Origin of the sequence: Bacillus sp. DHT2, from assembly GCF_026241455.1 — a bacterium.
GTDB lineage: Bacteria > Bacillota > Bacilli > Bacillales > Bacillaceae_G > Bacillus_A > Bacillus_A pseudomycoides.
This window is the reverse complement of sequence record NZ_JAPHWH010000003.1, coordinates 288,191-303,600: the sequence shown is the minus strand read 5'-3', so window position 1 is coordinate 303,600 and position 15,410 is coordinate 288,191. Positions and strand designations below refer to the sequence as shown.

Here is a 15,410-nt window from a genome sequence, read left to right as displayed (position 1 = left end):
AGATAATTTAACAAAGGAGGGATGATATAACACAAGTATTTTTGAAAACGTTTCCGACAAGTTGGCCTCTATTGAAATACTAAATTTCATGCCAATCTAAGTTTTTTTCGTAAATCAAAGTAAAGAAATCGAGGTAGATAGTATGTTCTCATTTTTGAAACCTAAAATCGCTACTACAAAAATAGCATCAGACCAGGTTCAAAAAACCTATAGGCTTTTCCGGCTACAATCTTTATTAGGCGTGTTCTTCGGTTATATAGCTTACTATATAGTACGTAATAATTTTGCCTTATCTACTCCTTATCTGAAGGAACAACTCAATCTTAGTGCTACAGAAGTAGGATTATTAAGCAGTTCCATGCTTATCGCTTATGGAATTAGTAAGGGTTTAATGAGTAGTATAGCAGACAAAGCTAATCCTAAAAGGTATATGGCGCTTGGTTTGCTTCTGTGCGCTATGGTCAATATTATGATGGGCTTCAGCACCGCATTCTGGATGTTTGCAGTTCTCGTTGTTCTCAATGGATTTTTTCAGGGAATGGGAGTTGGACCTAGCTTTATTACTATTGCAAACTGGTTCCCGCGTAAGGAAAGAGGAACTGTCGGTGCCATATGGAATATTTCGCACAATATAGGTGGAGGCATCGTAGCGCCTATCGTTGGTGTCAGTTTTGCTATGTTAGGCTCCAATCACTGGCAAGCGGCAAACTACCAGGTTCCGGCTGCAATAGCTATTGTTATGGCAATGGTGATACTAACCCTTATTAAAGGCTCACCGGTAAGCGAGGGCTTGCCTCCGTTAAGCGAAATCATCAAGGATGAACCCGATTCGAAAATGCAACAAAGGGCTGATTCCAAACCGCCAGTAGACATGAATGCTTGGCAGATTTTTAGGAATTATGTTTTATTTAACAAAAATGCATGGTTCGTTTCCTTGGTAGATGTTTTTGTTTACATGGTTCGTTTCGGCATTATAAGCTGGTTGCCCATTTATTTGTTGAATGTAAAACATTTCACTAAAGAAGAGATGAGTGTTGCCTTTTTATTCTTTGAATGGGCAGCCATTCCTTCTACTCTTCTGGCCGGTTATCTATCAGACAAGTTATTCAAAGGGCACCGCATGCCGCCAGCAATCATTGCTATGACATTGATATTCATCTGTATCATTGGTTACTGGCAAAGTACATCGTTACATTGGGTCACTATTTTCGCTGCTATTATTGGATGCTTGATTTACATTCCGCAGTTTCTGGCTTCAGTACAAACTATGGAGGTGGTTCCACCTTTCGCCGTTGGTTCGGCGGTTGGTTTGAGAGGTTTTATGAGTTACATTCTAGGTGCATCTTTAGGTACTACACTCTTTGGTGTAATGGTTGACAAGGTAGGATGGAATGGTGGTTTCTATGTATTACTAGCGGCAACTGTATGTTGCATCATATGCTGCATATTGACCCATCGAGGAGCAAAAGAATTCAACAAAAAACAGGTACTTCAATCCTGAAACAACTATATTCTGAGGATATTTCCATTATACAATACTCAAAGTCAGTGTGCTGCTCAACGTAACCAATTTGGTGTCGATGCAGATATAAAGGTGGTCAAATTGCAAACAGAGGCGTATATCATAGATAAAAAGACAATAGCCCTAGGTAGCCTTGAGCATTTAGAACCAGAAGATGAAAAAAAATCAGAGGAAATTGGCAACGCTCTTGGCCTATTATTGGGAAAAAATCTATTCACATTTCAGATATACAGTTAAGGAAGCGCAGAAATTGGTTGGTTTTCCAATTAAAAAACCAACTTATACAGCAAAAGGCTATGAGCTAAAGAAGGAAAAAGTTGATACAGATATTACACTTAGAAAATCAGAACCAATTATTAATTCAAGATATAAAAAAGGGGAGTTCAGTTATACGATTTATCAATCAGCGATTATGGAAAAAGGAAAGGACAGTTCCTATCAAATTGTAATCATTGATGATATTTTAAATAAGGCTGAATTAGAGAAAATCATGATTTCCTTTTTGAAATAAAAAATAGAGTCTCAAGAAAAGAATCTTGAGACTCTATTTTTATTTGAGTTTGAACGAAATCTTCATGTGTTAAAAGAAATTAATAATCTATAAAACAAAAAAGTGAGATGGAATTTTTGTTTTGGGGGTACTTCAAAATATTAGCTTGATGGGCATGTGGCGAGACCTCTACTTTGCTATTGATAATTAGTTTTGTTGGAAGTTATTTGATGATTCGTTTTTTATTTTTATCTTCAACTCAAGTCCTCGTTAGTTGAAGATGACTCATACATTAAGAGAGACTTTTATACTCCAGCAAATGTGATGGACCAAATAGAATCAAAGAACAGCTAACCCTTGTGATCCATAATAAGGAAAGTTAGTCGAAGCAGCAACCTGCAATCTAACCAGACTACCATCATCTTGGATATTAAATACTGAGACTGTACCCTGATTTCCGTTAAGGGTGTGAAAATGCAAAAGCATTAATTGTTAGGTTACCGGACTACTATGGTATAACTTCGCAGAACTCGTATTTACAACCAACATTGACTAGACTAGCAGGAAATAAAATCTCTATTTTCATTGGTAGTTTTCTAGATTTTAAATAAAAATAAGCCCATTGTTCTCATTGTTTAATGGGCTTGTCTATTATTTGTATGTTAGGACATTTATTTTTTAATAAATTAATGAATTCTTCTTCTTTTTTTGGTACACAAACTGTCAAAGTATTAAATAATCCATACATAATTTCTAATCGTTGTCTTGACCAGTCTTGTGAATTCAATGACTTTCCATGGTATTTGATATGCTGGATATCTTCAAAAGGTATTTCAGTATTTGTAAAATAATATTTGATAATTAATGATTTGTCAGTAATTTTATAAGTGGATCTGTAAATAAATAAAAAATTGATTATGTTTAACAGAATCATACAACTTAGGTAAATATTATTAGTACCTTGTATGAACAGCATAGCAATAAAAATGAAAATAGTTAATAGAAATATAATCATATGAATAGGATTTTGTTTAATCTTAAATTTCATTCATGTTCACCTCTTTATAGTAAGTATAGGGAAAAACGACTATTATATCTATAACTTTATATATAATTATTAATTGATTTACACTCATTTTTTCTTGAAAATATTTTTTGAAGGGTATGAAATATATTTCGACTAAAAAACTAAAAATTAAAATATTTAAATGTATAATAAAGTATAGAAGATATTGAAGAAATAAATAGAGAAGAGGGAATATCGTATGACTAGTTTAAAAAATGTTCTTGAGCTTGATTTTGCATACCTTGAAACCTTTACTAGCCGAATAGAGAAATCATGGGGTTCTATATTTTGTAATGAAAATAACCCATATTATTATGATGCAAATCATGCACATGTAAGTGTAGTAAGTTTGAATCCACAAATGATAGTAGATGAAGTAGTTCATTTCTATAAGACTAAAAATATAGTACCTAGATTTTATATATACAACTTAGATATGCAAGAAAAACTGATTTCTGAATTACAAATAAAGAACTTTGGGTTTGAAGAATTAATAAGTCCAATCCAATTATGGAATAAGAAATTAACTAAAAAAGATAAAAATGAAAAAGTTACTATTGAAAAGGTATCTGAATTAAATTTTGAAGAAGCTTTAGATATTGAATGTAGTATAAAAGAGTTAGGAGGCGAAGTTAGAAAAAAAGCTTTTCAAGATGAATTCCAACATCCAGCATTCACTCACTATCTACTTAGATACAATGGAGTAGCATGCTCCATCGCTTGTATTTTTGAACATGAACAACAGGCTCGAATGGAAAGTGTAGCTACAATTGAAAAGTTTAGAGGTAAAGGATTAATAGGTGAACTCATTCACTTTATTCAAAGTGAAGTAATGAATAGAGGACTAGATAATCTTTGGGTGATCCCAATTAACGAAACAGTAGAAAAAGTGTATGAAAAGTATGGATTTGAAACAGTAGAAAAAATTAAAACGGGACATGCGTTTTTAGAAGGAAAAAGTATTAAAGAAATTCACGAGGGATAGAAAAAATCAATTTAGCAGTTTTATATTAGTTTAAATAATTACCATGCTTTAGACGATGTCAAAGCATGGTTTTTGTATATAACTTAAAAATGTTTATGGAAGTAAAAAACTTACAAAGCACTCCTGAAGTTGTTATAAATAGAACTGGTAACTAAATCTCTTTTTAATCTTATTGAACAACGGTGGGCTTTTTAATATTGAAATTTCCTTAACGTTTTAAATCCGTATTTTCCTGACGATACCCCAAGTAGAAAGCTATTCTAGAGATCATTCAGAAGCTTCACCATTACTGTATGAGGATGGGAAATTCCGCATGGATGTTGGGCCGATTGAGTTTAAGAATGAAGATGATTATGAGAAGTATTTTAAATAATACAAAGAGATAAGTAATTGCTGAATCTATTTATAGGCAGTAGTTTAGACAACACATTGTTACTAACAAGATAGAAAGTTTACTTATATGGATGGTGAAGGTTGCTGAATAATATTTATAAAAATTCTGGTTTTTATTAAATAGAAACTTGAATGACCCCGAATTATGGCCTCTTTAATAAAGTCCATAATTCGGGGTTTTGATGTATTAAATATCCGTTTTATCAAAAGTAATCCCATATTTTTTGATTTTCTTATACAAATTAGCTCGCGACATTCCTAATTTTTTCGCCGCAACGCTTTTATTCCCATAAGTCTTTTGCAAAGTTTGAAGAATGCGTGTTTTCTCTAGACTTTCTCTTTCATCAGTGAGTGAGGGCATAGCTTGGTTAACAGGTGGTGAAAAAGATTTTGCTTGCGGCAGTAGCTTGAGAATGTCTGATTCGTATATTTCGTGGCCTTCGTGAAGGACAATCAACCTTTCTATAATATTACGTAACTCGCGGATGTTACCTGGCCAAGAATATTTATTTAATCGTTCGGTTGCCTTTTGATGAACGAAAGGGGTTGGTTTGTTATATTTGAAAGAAAATTCTCTGAAGAAATGATGAGTTAAGTAGGAAATATCGTCCGTTCGTTCTCGAAGTGGCGGGATGCAGGCAGTAAATACGTTGAGCCGATAAAATAAATCAGATCGGAAGGTTCCGTTTGATACCATATCTTCTAATATACGATTCGTTGCGGCGATAATTCTGACGTTAATTTTTTTCGGTGTTTGTCCTCCGATTCGATAAATCTCTTTTTCTTGTAACGCTCTAAGTAGTTTCACTTGCATATCAAGTGGGAGCTCTCCTACCTCATCTAGAAATAAAGTACCTCCGTCTGCTAATTCTATTTTTCCAGGCTTTCCTCCCTTAGCAGCTCCGGTATATGCACCAGATTCATAACCAAATAATTCACTTTCAAATAAAGCATTTGGGATAGCACCGCAATTAATAGGAATAAATGCTTTTTTACTTCTTAAACTTGCCTGGTGGATTGCTTGCGCAAAAAGCTCTTTTCCAACACCGCTTTCCCCAGTAATCAAAATCGTCGCATCTGTCTTCGCTACTTTTTTCATGTCATGAATGATGTGCTGAATTGCTAAGTTGTTTCCTTTTATATTGCTGAAAGGATCGTCTCTATTATTTTGAATCATTTGTTGTTTTAATTGCTGGAGTTCTTCAGATGTAGAGGATAACTTTTCATTCAATTTAATAGTCGTGGTAATATCTTTTTCTACGGACATAGAACCAATTAGTTCATTGTTTTCATTATAAATGGGAGTTGTGCTAATCAATACATGCTTATCTGGCCGCGGGAGGTGATAAATATCCCGAACTGGTTGCTGATTCTCAAGAACTTTTAAATTCATAATATCTTCTTTTAAGAAAAATTCTTGGACATTCCTTCCGATAATCTTTTCCTTCTTTATGTCATACATTCTTTCTGCTGCTTCATTCCAATAAAGCATGATTCCTCTCGTATTTACAATAGAAATCGCTTCTTCTACAGAAGAGAGAAGTGTATGCAATGTAGGAATCGCAAAGGTATCAGATTGTTTCATAAAATATCCCCCAATGATTTTAAATCGTATACAAAAGTAGACACTCGTAGACAGATTTGTTGCTAAAAGGATACAACTTTTTTGAAACAATGTAAACAGAATTGATTGAATATTAATAATATTAGGTTAATTTTCATTTGGCACGATACTTGCTAATAAAAAAGTAGGACACTTTTAAAATACAAATACGGAGGAGATAGAAATGAAGATTAGTAAAATATACACAACAATTGATGCACACGTAGCGGGGGAACCATTACGTATTATTACAGGCGGAGTGCCGGAGATAAAAGGGGAAACGCAATTAGAAAGAAGAGCTTATTGTATGGAGCACTTGGACCATCTTCGCGAAGTTTTAATGTATGAACCGAGAGGGCATAATGGGATGTATGGTTGTATCATTACGCCGCCGGCAAGTCCTCATGCTGATTTTGGAGTATTGTTTATGCATAATGAAGGCTGGAGTACAATGTGCGGTCATGGAATTGTCGCTGTCGTCACAGTAGGAATTGAAACGGGCATGTTCGAAGTGACGGGTGAAAAACAAAAGTTCATTATTGATAGCCCTGCAGGAGAGGTTATTGCGTACGCAACATATAGTGGAAACCAAGTAGAATCCGTGTCATTTGAAAATGTTCCTTCTTTTGTTTACAAGAAAGATATTCCGATAAAGATTGATAGCTATGAATTTCAAGTAGATATTGCTTTTGGAGGAGCTTTCTATGCTGTTGTAGACAGTAAAGAATTTGGTTTGAAAGTGAATTTTAAAGATTTATCAGCTATTCAAACGTGGGGCGGAAAAATTAAACACTACATTGAAAGTCAAATGGATGTAAAACATCCTCTCGAAGAAGCTTTAAAGGGAATATACGGCGTTATCTTTTCAGATGAACCAAATGAAAAAGATGCTACTTTACGAAATGTAACCATTTTTGCTGACGGGCAAGTAGATCGATCTCCGTGCGGCACAGGCACTTCCGCAAGACTTGCAACTCTTTTTGAAAAGGGTGCCTTGCAGAAGGGAGAAAGTTTCATCCATGAATGTATCACTGACGGACAATTTAACGGAGAAGTATTGTCAGTGACAAAAGTAGATGAATACGAGGCAATTATTCCAAAAGTTACTGGGCAGGCATTCATTACAGGGTTTCATCAATTTGTAATGGATCCGAGAGATCCGTTGAAGTGGGGGTTTTTGTTGGCTTAATGTTTGATGAAGAGGTTGCCTGTTGGGGTGGCCTCTTTTTTATTTGGGGCTGGGGGGCGGAATTTGTCGGCTGGTCGATATATTTGAAGGGACGGTTGATATTGTATTATCTATATGAATATAAATTTAAATCTAAAAATTTATTTAGAGGGAAAAGTAGAGTGGTATATGACACAAAATAAACAGAGTGAAATGTGCTATTATTCTTATAAAGGTGTACAAAAAAGATACCGTGTGAAGGTTCGAAATGATTATCTATTTTGTGTAGTGTTTATAATGATTTTTATAAGCTATGAAAAAAAGAAGGTGTTTCAATATGTTAATAAATAAAATCGTATTAGATCTTATTGGAGAAATTAAAAAAACTGATCTTTGGAACGTAATGCCCCCTCAAGAAAAGGAACGTTTGGCCGAAATTGTAAAATTTGTTGGTGGGAAAGATGTAGAAGAGATAAGAGAACGAAAGCCTGTGAAACCTGCTATCTATCAATTTAAAGTTACATTAAAGGGGGTTCGTCCACCGATTTGGAGAAGATTTCTGATCGATAATCAAATGACATTTGTAGAGTTACATGACATTATTCAAATTGTAATGGGATGGCAAAATTCTCATTTATATCGTTTTGACACTGGAGATGCGTATGTTGAAATCCAAGACGATTCATTTGATTTCTTCCCATCTTCTGTTGAAACATACGATGCACAAGAAACACAGGTAGGAGAATTAATAACAGAAGAAAAACAAAAATGTGTATATACATATGACTTCGGTGATGATTGGGATCATCAGCTAATACTAGAAAAAATATTACCAATGGGTGAGAAGATTACTGTTCCTACATGTCAAAAAGGAAAGCGCGCGTGTCCACCTGAAGATTGCGGAGGCGTTTATATGTATAACGAAATCCAAACCGCATTAAAAGGTGAAGGTGAGCTAGACGAAGGAATGGAAGAATGGCTCGGAGAATTTGATCCAGAGGAATTTGATTTGGCGTTTGTTAATGGGGTTTTGGAGATGTATGCAGCTGGGAAATTTATATATGGTGAAAATGATGAGGGAGAGTGAGGGTATGGCGCAAGCTGTCTCATTACAAGATTTATGTAAGGAATTAGAGAAAGAAGAATTGATTGCATTAGTGAAGCATTTGGCATATCAGTATATGGATATTGATATGGCTGTAATGGAATGGTATGCATTACAGAAGGGGACTGAAAAGAAAGCACCTGCATCAAATAAGCTGCTTTGGGAATATTGGGACAGAGCAGAAGCAATTATTAGTGACTTTAACGATTACGGCGGTGGACCTGAACATCTTGAATATGATGTTTATGAATATTTGGAGAAAATGACGGACGTATTATCTCAGTATTCGATTTCTACTGAAGAGAAAAAGTTACTCATTAATAGAGTGTTTATGCAATATGCGATCGGTAATTCTGGATTTGATGATGTGCTAATGGACAAAATCTATGAAATATGTGAGTCTGATTCGGATTGGAGACATGTGGTTCAGTTACTTCAAAAACACCCTAGTGATTGGAATCGAACGCTTATTATGCGCATTTATAAAGATCAATTACAAGATGGAGAAGCGTATTTAGAGTTGCGCTTACAATCTTTAAAATATGGGATGGACTATTGGGATTTAGTAACATATTACCTGTCACAAAGTCAAATCAATCAAGCAGTTGAGGTAGCAGAAGCAGGAGTAGAGAACGGACAAGGTAGACAAACAGAACTATTCGCATTTCTATTTGATTACTATGCGGAGCAAGAGAAACTGAATCAATTGCAAGCTTTAATAGACCGTGCTTTCCAGAAGCAATCAGATATTGACCTAATACGTGACCGCGCATTTATATACTTTAAACAGAAGAATGATTATGAAGAGGGAAAAAACATTTTAATACGAGCATTTCGCACGGATTATCGCGATAAAAGCCATTATGAAGATTTTCATTTCATGAAAGAGCACCTCGCAGCTGAAGATTGGACAGAAGTACAAGACGAGATGATAGGAATTGTTCAAAAAGAAAGTACAAAGGATTACTTGGAAATTTGTTATGAAAGTGAAATGTATGAGGAGATATTAGAAGTCATTTTAGATCCTAGAAGAATAGCGGTTGAATCTCCCTATACAAACTTTGATGACTTGGCAGATAAACTCATAGACAAGTACCCGAGGGAAATTATTGAATACTATTGGATCAAAGGCTGTCTTCTTATCCAAAACGGCAATCGTAAACGCTACAGGCAAGCTATAAAACACTTCAAAAAAGTAAAAGATATTTACGAAACGAAACTACAAGAACAAGATGTATGGGAAAAACGTCTAGAAACACTAAAAATACAGCATAAAACGAAGCGAGCATTGTTAGATGAGCTGAGGGTAATTGAATGAAGGAGCTATTTCAGTTTGAAATAGCTCTTTTTTGTGTTTAGAGTCGTGAATTTTGTCAAATCGCCGATATATGGTGAGAAATGGTCGATATATTTGGAAAAGCGCTGATATATTTGAAGGAATGATCGATATCGTTTTATTGATTATGATGGTTATGCGAATATATGTTCTTTTCGAGGCGCTCTGTAGTACAATTGAAGACAGATGATAGGGAAGAAAATCTTACTGCAAGAAAAATATATAATCTATTAAAATTGGAGTAGGCGTAGTCATAAATGATACGTCTACTCCGCAAACATAAATGATTACAGCCAGGTTTACCATAACTTCATATAGAACATGCCTCCATGTAGATTGAATCCCGATCATAAGTAAGGAACAAAAATATAATGTTTACAATTCCAAAAAATGAAAGAGGATGATTGTAATGGGAGAAAAAGAAATCGATTTGCTTCTTTCTCATATGATTATGGATGTTATAGACGAGCATGTCGCTTTTAAATGGGAACCTATAAAAGAACCGTTTATCAATTCGTATACGGGAAGAGTAAGCTATGATTATTCTGGGGAAGTCAAGAAAATGACAAAAGAGGATCTAAAAGAGATTGAAAAGACATTGGGGGAAAATAATGTTTCCGTTAATTTTGATTCTAAATTGGACGAGCTGTTAGGTACAATTCATATTAATAGCTGGACTGCCACTTATACATCAAACTTCGGAAAACATTGGATTAGTTTTAGAGATTTAGTTGAGGAAAAGTATAATGAATGGAAGCATGCTAACTTTGAATTGTCTGATGAAGAAGGTGAGGAAATAAACGAAGAGTTAGCAGAAGAGCTAGATGATTTGTTTTTTTCCTTTTTACGGGATACTTCTCATGAAATTTATTTAGCTAAGTTGTTGAAAAAAATGGAATGATTATATGTTGAAAGCCTGGCAATAGCTCTTTGGTACCATTCATTATATACGACGGGTAGGTTTGTGTGCAGTTTTACAAGAATGAGTGTAACTAACTATTTTGTTGCCCTTGCTTCGTGCAGGGAGAATAGAAGTAAATCCGAATTTAGAACAAGGCCATCGCCATATGGCATTAAAGATGATTAAGTTAGTAGGTTTAGATAAAGAACCGTCGGATAATCCAAATGTCAATGCAGAGCAAAAGGATAGAAGATGGAGAGAAAGAAGAGATGCATGGCAAGTAGCAGAGAGAGCTCTAGATCGTTTGAAACGAAATGATTCTATAGACTTTAGAGAACAAATAGTTGAAACGGCGATAGCGAGAGGGTATTTTTCTATTTGGATGAGTGTTTTTATAAACGATTTAGAGATGTTAAAACTGCTCCTGAGAGGCTTTATAGGTACTGCTATTGAATGTTATGATGATAATGGTAACTATTTAAAAAGGGATCAAGGTGCGTTTTAAAATATATTGTAACTGTATGAAATAGGCCCCTTTTGCTTATATCTTTATCTAATAATAGCTCCAAAAACTTCATTGTTAAAGTAAATGATCAAAACTTATTAGTAAATAAAATTGGAAGCTATGAAGGTTCTATATTTCAAGTATTCAAAAACACAGGCACATACAGTTTTTGAGTACATATGGATGGAGATTGGAGCATTACTATAGAAATAGGAAACAAGTAGAAGGAGATTCCTTTAACTGTATTAGGGCCTCATATACGATGTTTTCATAAAACCAGACAGGCCATGATTATTTATTTCGTGGTCTGTTCTGTTTTACAATCCCTTTGTAGCATTATGATTTTTAGGATTTTTTAATTTTGGAAAATTTAAAGAGTGGATTCGTAGTTTTTTGGAAGATGAGTTATTATAGGTAGGGTTTAGAGTGTTTTGTGAAGTGAGAAGAGAGTACCTCTTAATGATAGAAAGATAAGCGAAATTCCAACTTTTCAGCCGAAAGTTGGAGTTTTTTTATTCAATATACTGATGTTTATTACTTCTACATTACTGCTAGAAAATGTAAACAATCAAGAAAGATTTCTCAACTTAAAAATCCCTTGATAAACAAGGGATTTTTAAGCTGAATTATCGTTTTAAAATAGCTATTTATGACATTTAAGAGTGTCGTGAACCAGACTTGTGAGCAGCTAACGTATTTTCATCGGTCAGTTCGGCCTCGATGTGAGAGGTTTTCGAAGACTCAGCCATACGCCAATAAGTGATGAAGCTTATGGCAATGCAGCCAGCTACGTAGAAGTAGAAGAGCGACTCGAGCCCAATACTTTTCAGCCATAATGCGATGAACTCCGCCGTTCCGCCGAACACTGCAACAGTGATTGCGTAAGGGAATCCTACGCCAAGGGCACGGATTTCAGTCGGGAAGAGCTCAGCTTTCACGATTGCATTGATGGAAGTATAACCGGTGACAATAATGAGACCTACCATCATAAGCAAGAAAGCAACGATAGGGTACTTCGTTTGCTCCATGATTAGGAACAGTGGCACTGTCAGCAAAGTTCCGAGGATGCCGAAACCAATCAATAGCGGACGCCGTCCAATCCGATCGGATAACATACCAGCGAGTGGTTGAAGTACGACGAATACCAATAGGGCGATAAAGTTAATCCAGCTAACGACTTCTTTAGGAAGACCTACAGTATTCACCATAAACTTTTGTAAATACGTCGTGTAAGTATAGAAGGCAACAGTTCCACCGAGTGTTAGCCCGACCACTGTTAATACTGCCTTAGGATGTTTCATCAGAGTCCGAATAGTTCCAGCGCTCTCGCGGCTTTCAGAACCCATTTTTGAGAACTGCTCCGATTCATCCATCGTGCGACGCAGCCACAATACAACAACGGCTCCCATTGCTCCGATAATGAAAGGAATACGCCAGCCCCAAGATTTCATATCCGGTTCGCTGAGTATTTGCTGGAGGATGATCTGAACACCAAGTGCTACCAGCTGTCCAGCAACGAGTGTTACATACTGGAAGCTCGAGTAGAAACCACGTCGGCCGCTGCTTGCCATCTCGGACAAGTAAGTAGCCGAAGTTCCATATTCTCCGCCTAATGACAACCCTTGAAGCAGACGTGCGAGAACTAGAATAATAGGGGCCATGATACCAATGGTGCTATAACCTGGGGTACAGGCGATAATGAGAGAACCACCGGCCATAATGGTGATGGAAAGCGTTAATGCGGCGCGTCGGCCATGACGATCAGCATAACGGCCCATCAGCAGGCTTCCTAGTGGTCGCATTAAGAAGCCTACGGCGAAGATTGCTGCCGTGTTGAGCAGTTGACCGGTCGAGTCTCCCTTGGGAAAGAACTCTGCCGAGAAATACACGGCGAAAGCAGAATAGACGTACCAGTCGTACCATTCAATCAGATTTCCAACTGAACCTTTGAAGATGTTTCCTGTAATGCGCCTTGTATTTGTGCGATTGGTGGATTGAGACATGATTAAAACCCTCCTTTGAACAAATTTCTTTTCTACATTTGAAAAACATCATCATGAACTAAAAAAACGAAAGCGGATTCAATATAAAAATAATTATAATATTCTGTCAAATTAATCGCAATATAATTAAAATTTTGTTCTTTTTGTTCTTTATGTATGTGAACATTTCTATTTTTGAAAAGACGATTAACCTTTGTTTTTCTAGGTATCCAGTTTGTGATAGATACCGTTATTCATGTTAAACCGCATAGTGAGAAAAGATTTTATATTTTGGAAGATAGAGAAAGGATAGGTGATGAGTCTTTTTCTAATCTAGAGGAATTACCAGATGGGCGATGGGGGCAAAAGCAAAGTTTTTGGATGAATAACAGTTATATTTCAAGTTTATATTACGTTTAAGAGATGCTATGCTGTAAACACTATTCTAACGCGTGCGTTTTTGATTATTTAAGAATGTGAAAACTCACTGGTTTTCTTTGTTGAAATAATTGTCGGTCTGATAAAATTATTGAACAATGTTAATTGTTTTATGGTATAGCAGCCGAGTTTATATAGCGTAAATTGGTTTTCTATATAAAGAAAAGTACTTGCCTTTCAAGGGGGACGCTATGATTCTGACTGGCTTCGAACGAGTGATTACTATCTCGATAATGTGTGAGTCTTGTTTTTTCTCCCCTAATTGCTCTCACAGCATTCTCTTAAATCAACCCCCTCAATAACTTTGCAACTTCCGCTTCTCATAATAATGAATACTCAATTTTGAGTTCTTCTACATAGTATTCCTTTGTTCCGTAATACATGGACAGTAATTCCTTTTTCGCCTGTAGACAGTATGTATTTCAAAAATGGCAACTTCTACTTATCCAAAAAGAAATTTTAAAATCCCCCTTGAACCTCTCCCAACGTCACCCTCTACGATAAAAAAGAAGACAAAACGAAAGGGGGAGTCCATGAAAAACACTACAAAAGAAAAAACAAATACTATCATCATGTTACTACTCTCAGCCGTTGTAGGTATTTTCTCACCACTATTTATGTACTTCACCCTGGCACGTAAAAATGAAATATGCAAATATCACTGCCGAAAAGCATTCAATTTTCATTTGTTGATATTCCTTCTATTTAATATTGGCTCACGTATAAGCACAGTTTTATTCTGGATTGTGTTTGTTTTTGAAGTAATTCAAGTAGTAATCGTTGCGTGGAAGGTAATCCGTAATGAGCCATACCGCTATCTCATTCGCATTCCGTTATTTAAAGAAGACAAATATGCTATGGAAGGAGAATAAGTGATGAACACAGAAGTGGAAATAAAGAAAAAGAAAGTTGTTATTGCGATATTGGCCTTTCTTATTGCTTTCTATTTGGTTGTGAGACAGAGAAAACAAAATGATCTGTATTATGGCGATGAGGAATATGATGGCTATGGAAATTCAACTCGAAAAAATTACATCTTTTTATTGCTTGTAGTATGTCTGTTCCAGTTAGGTATGCAAATGAAGGACAGTACAAGTGTATCAACAAATGTTTCCAATATGATTCAGCATGTAATTAGGAAAACGAAATATTGAGTTATAAATCCAAAATTGAAAAGCAGGTGAAACCATGTCCTGGAACATTAGCGAGTTTGCCAGTATAGGGGATGTAACAGTACGAACGCTGCGTTATTATGACAAAATCAATCTATTAAAGCCAAGCGATTATACAGAAGGTGGGCATCGTTTGTATGTGAAAGATGATTTATATATATTGCAACAAATTCAAGCGTTGAAGCATTTTGGTTTTTCACTAGGGGAGATTCAAAATATCATTTTTCAAAATGATATTCCTAAGGAGAACTTTATGGAGCTGATCCATTTTCAACGAGAGTTACTTTTGGTAGAACAAGAACGAATTGCGAAGGTGCTCAAACATATGGATGAAATGGTAGAGGTAGTACAGAAAGAGGAAAGAATCGATGTACCTTTATTTTGTTCTATTTTGCAAACATTCATATGGGAAAAGGAAAATAGAGAGTGGTTAGAAGAACGAGGGATACAAGATATTCATAATAAAGAATTAAAATTGAATTTCAATCAGCAATTTATGAGTTTAATCAAGCAGATAAAGAGATATAGGGAAGAGAAGAAGGATCCAGCACATACCGATGTTCAAGCGGTTGTGAAAGAACTTTATTATTTAATAGAAGAAATCATTCAGAGTGCTGGTATACCACAAGCTGACTTTAGGAATATTACAAAGCAGGGTGATATTCCGTTAACTGAATTTCCTGCTTTGTTGACGAGGGAAGAAGAGCGGTATTTGAAGGAAGCGATGAAGAATATGTAGTGATG

15 protein-coding genes and 3 pseudogenes are annotated in these 15,410 nt (G+C 35.5%); 14 read left to right on the top strand and 4 right to left on the bottom strand.

The window, feature by feature from the left end:
• The first annotated feature begins 142 nt into the window (after positions 1-142).
• Both pgtP and ORL93_RS10370 read left to right on the top strand, forming a co-directional pair.
• Positions 143-1,501: a phosphoglycerate transporter PgtP gene (gene pgtP / locus ORL93_RS10375; protein ID WP_003195572.1), complete on the top strand. Its 1,359-nt coding sequence runs from the start codon at positions 143-145 to the stop codon at positions 1,499-1,501.
• 175 nt (positions 1,502-1,676) lie between these two features.
• Positions 1,677-2,033 (top strand): hypothetical protein, encoded by a 357-nt coding sequence (locus ORL93_RS10370; protein WP_265959024.1) that lies wholly within the window; start codon positions 1,677-1,679, stop codon positions 2,031-2,033.
• Between the two features lie 318 nt (positions 2,034-2,351).
• Here the strand turns inward: ORL93_RS10370 and ORL93_RS10365 are convergent.
• A pseudogene (locus ORL93_RS10365) lies at positions 2,352-2,489 on the bottom strand (lactonase family protein); the annotation flags it as partial.
• Here ORL93_RS10365 and ORL93_RS10360 point away from each other — a divergent pair.
• A pseudogene (locus ORL93_RS10360) lies at positions 2,483-2,605 on the top strand (epimerase); the annotation flags it as partial. The pseudogenes ORL93_RS10365 and ORL93_RS10360 overlap by 7 nt on opposite strands.
• Positions 2,606-2,640: 35 nt before the next feature.
• On the opposite strand, the gene ORL93_RS10355 reads toward ORL93_RS10360, so the two are convergent.
• The gene (locus ORL93_RS10355; RefSeq protein WP_265959022.1) at positions 2,641-3,060 is read right to left on the bottom strand and encodes a PH domain-containing protein; all 420 of its coding nucleotides are present in this window, start codon (positions 3,058-3,060) and stop codon (positions 2,641-2,643) included.
• A gap of 217 nt (positions 3,061-3,277) precedes the next feature.
• Between ORL93_RS10355 and ORL93_RS10350 the strand changes: the two genes are divergently transcribed.
• Positions 3,278-4,063 (top strand): GNAT family N-acetyltransferase, encoded by a 786-nt coding sequence (locus tag ORL93_RS10350; RefSeq protein ID WP_265959021.1) that lies wholly within the window; start codon positions 3,278-3,280, stop codon positions 4,061-4,063.
• A gap of 232 nt (positions 4,064-4,295) precedes the next feature.
• A pseudogene (locus ORL93_RS10345) lies at positions 4,296-4,436 on the top strand (TerD family protein); the annotation flags it as partial.
• Positions 4,437-4,643: 207 nt separating this feature from the next.
• Here ORL93_RS10345 and ORL93_RS10340 read toward each other — a convergent pair.
• Positions 4,644-6,041, bottom strand: a complete 1,398-nt coding sequence (locus ORL93_RS10340; RefSeq protein ID WP_265959019.1) for a sigma-54 interaction domain-containing protein — start codon at positions 6,039-6,041, stop codon at positions 4,644-4,646.
• Positions 6,042-6,243: 202 nt separating this feature from the next.
• On the opposite strand from ORL93_RS10340, the gene ORL93_RS10335 reads away from it, so the two are divergent.
• From ORL93_RS10335 to ORL93_RS10315, 5 genes are all read left to right on the top strand, one after another.
• Complete coding sequence (locus ORL93_RS10335; protein ID WP_265959018.1) at positions 6,244-7,248, top strand: proline racemase family protein; 1,005 nt, start codon at positions 6,244-6,246, stop codon at positions 7,246-7,248.
• 316 nt (positions 7,249-7,564) lie between these two features.
• Positions 7,565-8,314 carry an IS1096 element passenger TnpR family protein gene (locus tag ORL93_RS10330; protein WP_098018100.1) on the top strand — a complete coding sequence of 250 codons (750 nt, stop codon included), beginning with the start codon at positions 7,565-7,567 and terminating at the stop codon, positions 8,312-8,314.
• A gap of 4 nt (positions 8,315-8,318) precedes the next feature.
• Positions 8,319-9,650 carry a hypothetical protein gene (locus ORL93_RS10325; RefSeq protein ID WP_097795112.1) on the top strand — a complete coding sequence of 444 codons (1,332 nt, stop codon included), beginning with the start codon at positions 8,319-8,321 and terminating at the stop codon, positions 9,648-9,650.
• A gap of 427 nt (positions 9,651-10,077) precedes the next feature.
• A complete protein-coding gene (locus ORL93_RS10320) occupies positions 10,078-10,569 on the top strand; it encodes a hypothetical protein (RefSeq protein WP_033796872.1) in 492 nt (163 codons plus the stop codon).
• 100 nt (positions 10,570-10,669) lie between these two features.
• The gene (locus ORL93_RS10315) at positions 10,670-11,074 is read left to right on the top strand and encodes a hypothetical protein (protein WP_255261536.1); all 405 of its coding nucleotides are present in this window, start codon (positions 10,670-10,672) and stop codon (positions 11,072-11,074) included.
• A 656-nt stretch (positions 11,075-11,730) separates the two neighbouring features.
• Here the strand turns inward: ORL93_RS10315 and ORL93_RS10310 are convergent.
• Positions 11,731-13,077 carry an MFS transporter gene (locus tag ORL93_RS10310; protein WP_265959016.1) on the bottom strand — a complete coding sequence of 449 codons (1,347 nt, stop codon included), beginning with the start codon at positions 13,075-13,077 and terminating at the stop codon, positions 11,731-11,733.
• Positions 13,078-13,251: 174 nt separating this feature from the next.
• On the opposite strand from ORL93_RS10310, the gene ORL93_RS10305 reads away from it, so the two are divergent.
• The 4 genes from ORL93_RS10305 (at position 13,252) to ORL93_RS10290 (ending at position 15,405) form a co-directional block, all read left to right on the top strand.
• Positions 13,252-13,476: a hypothetical protein gene (locus tag ORL93_RS10305; protein ID WP_142345134.1), complete on the top strand. Its 225-nt coding sequence runs from the start codon at positions 13,252-13,254 to the stop codon at positions 13,474-13,476.
• A 551-nt stretch (positions 13,477-14,027) separates the two neighbouring features.
• A complete protein-coding gene (locus ORL93_RS10300; protein WP_097795110.1) occupies positions 14,028-14,366 on the top strand; it encodes a magnetosome magnetite crystal formation protein family in 339 nt (112 codons plus the stop codon).
• A 3-nt stretch (positions 14,367-14,369) separates the two neighbouring features.
• Positions 14,370-14,648 (top strand): hypothetical protein, encoded by a 279-nt coding sequence (locus tag ORL93_RS10295; RefSeq protein WP_097795109.1) that lies wholly within the window; start codon positions 14,370-14,372, stop codon positions 14,646-14,648.
• Positions 14,649-14,682: 34 nt separating this feature from the next.
• Positions 14,683-15,405, top strand: a complete 723-nt coding sequence (locus ORL93_RS10290; protein ID WP_098018104.1) for a MerR family transcriptional regulator — start codon at positions 14,683-14,685, stop codon at positions 15,403-15,405.
• The last annotated feature ends 5 nt before the right edge of the window (positions 15,406-15,410 follow it).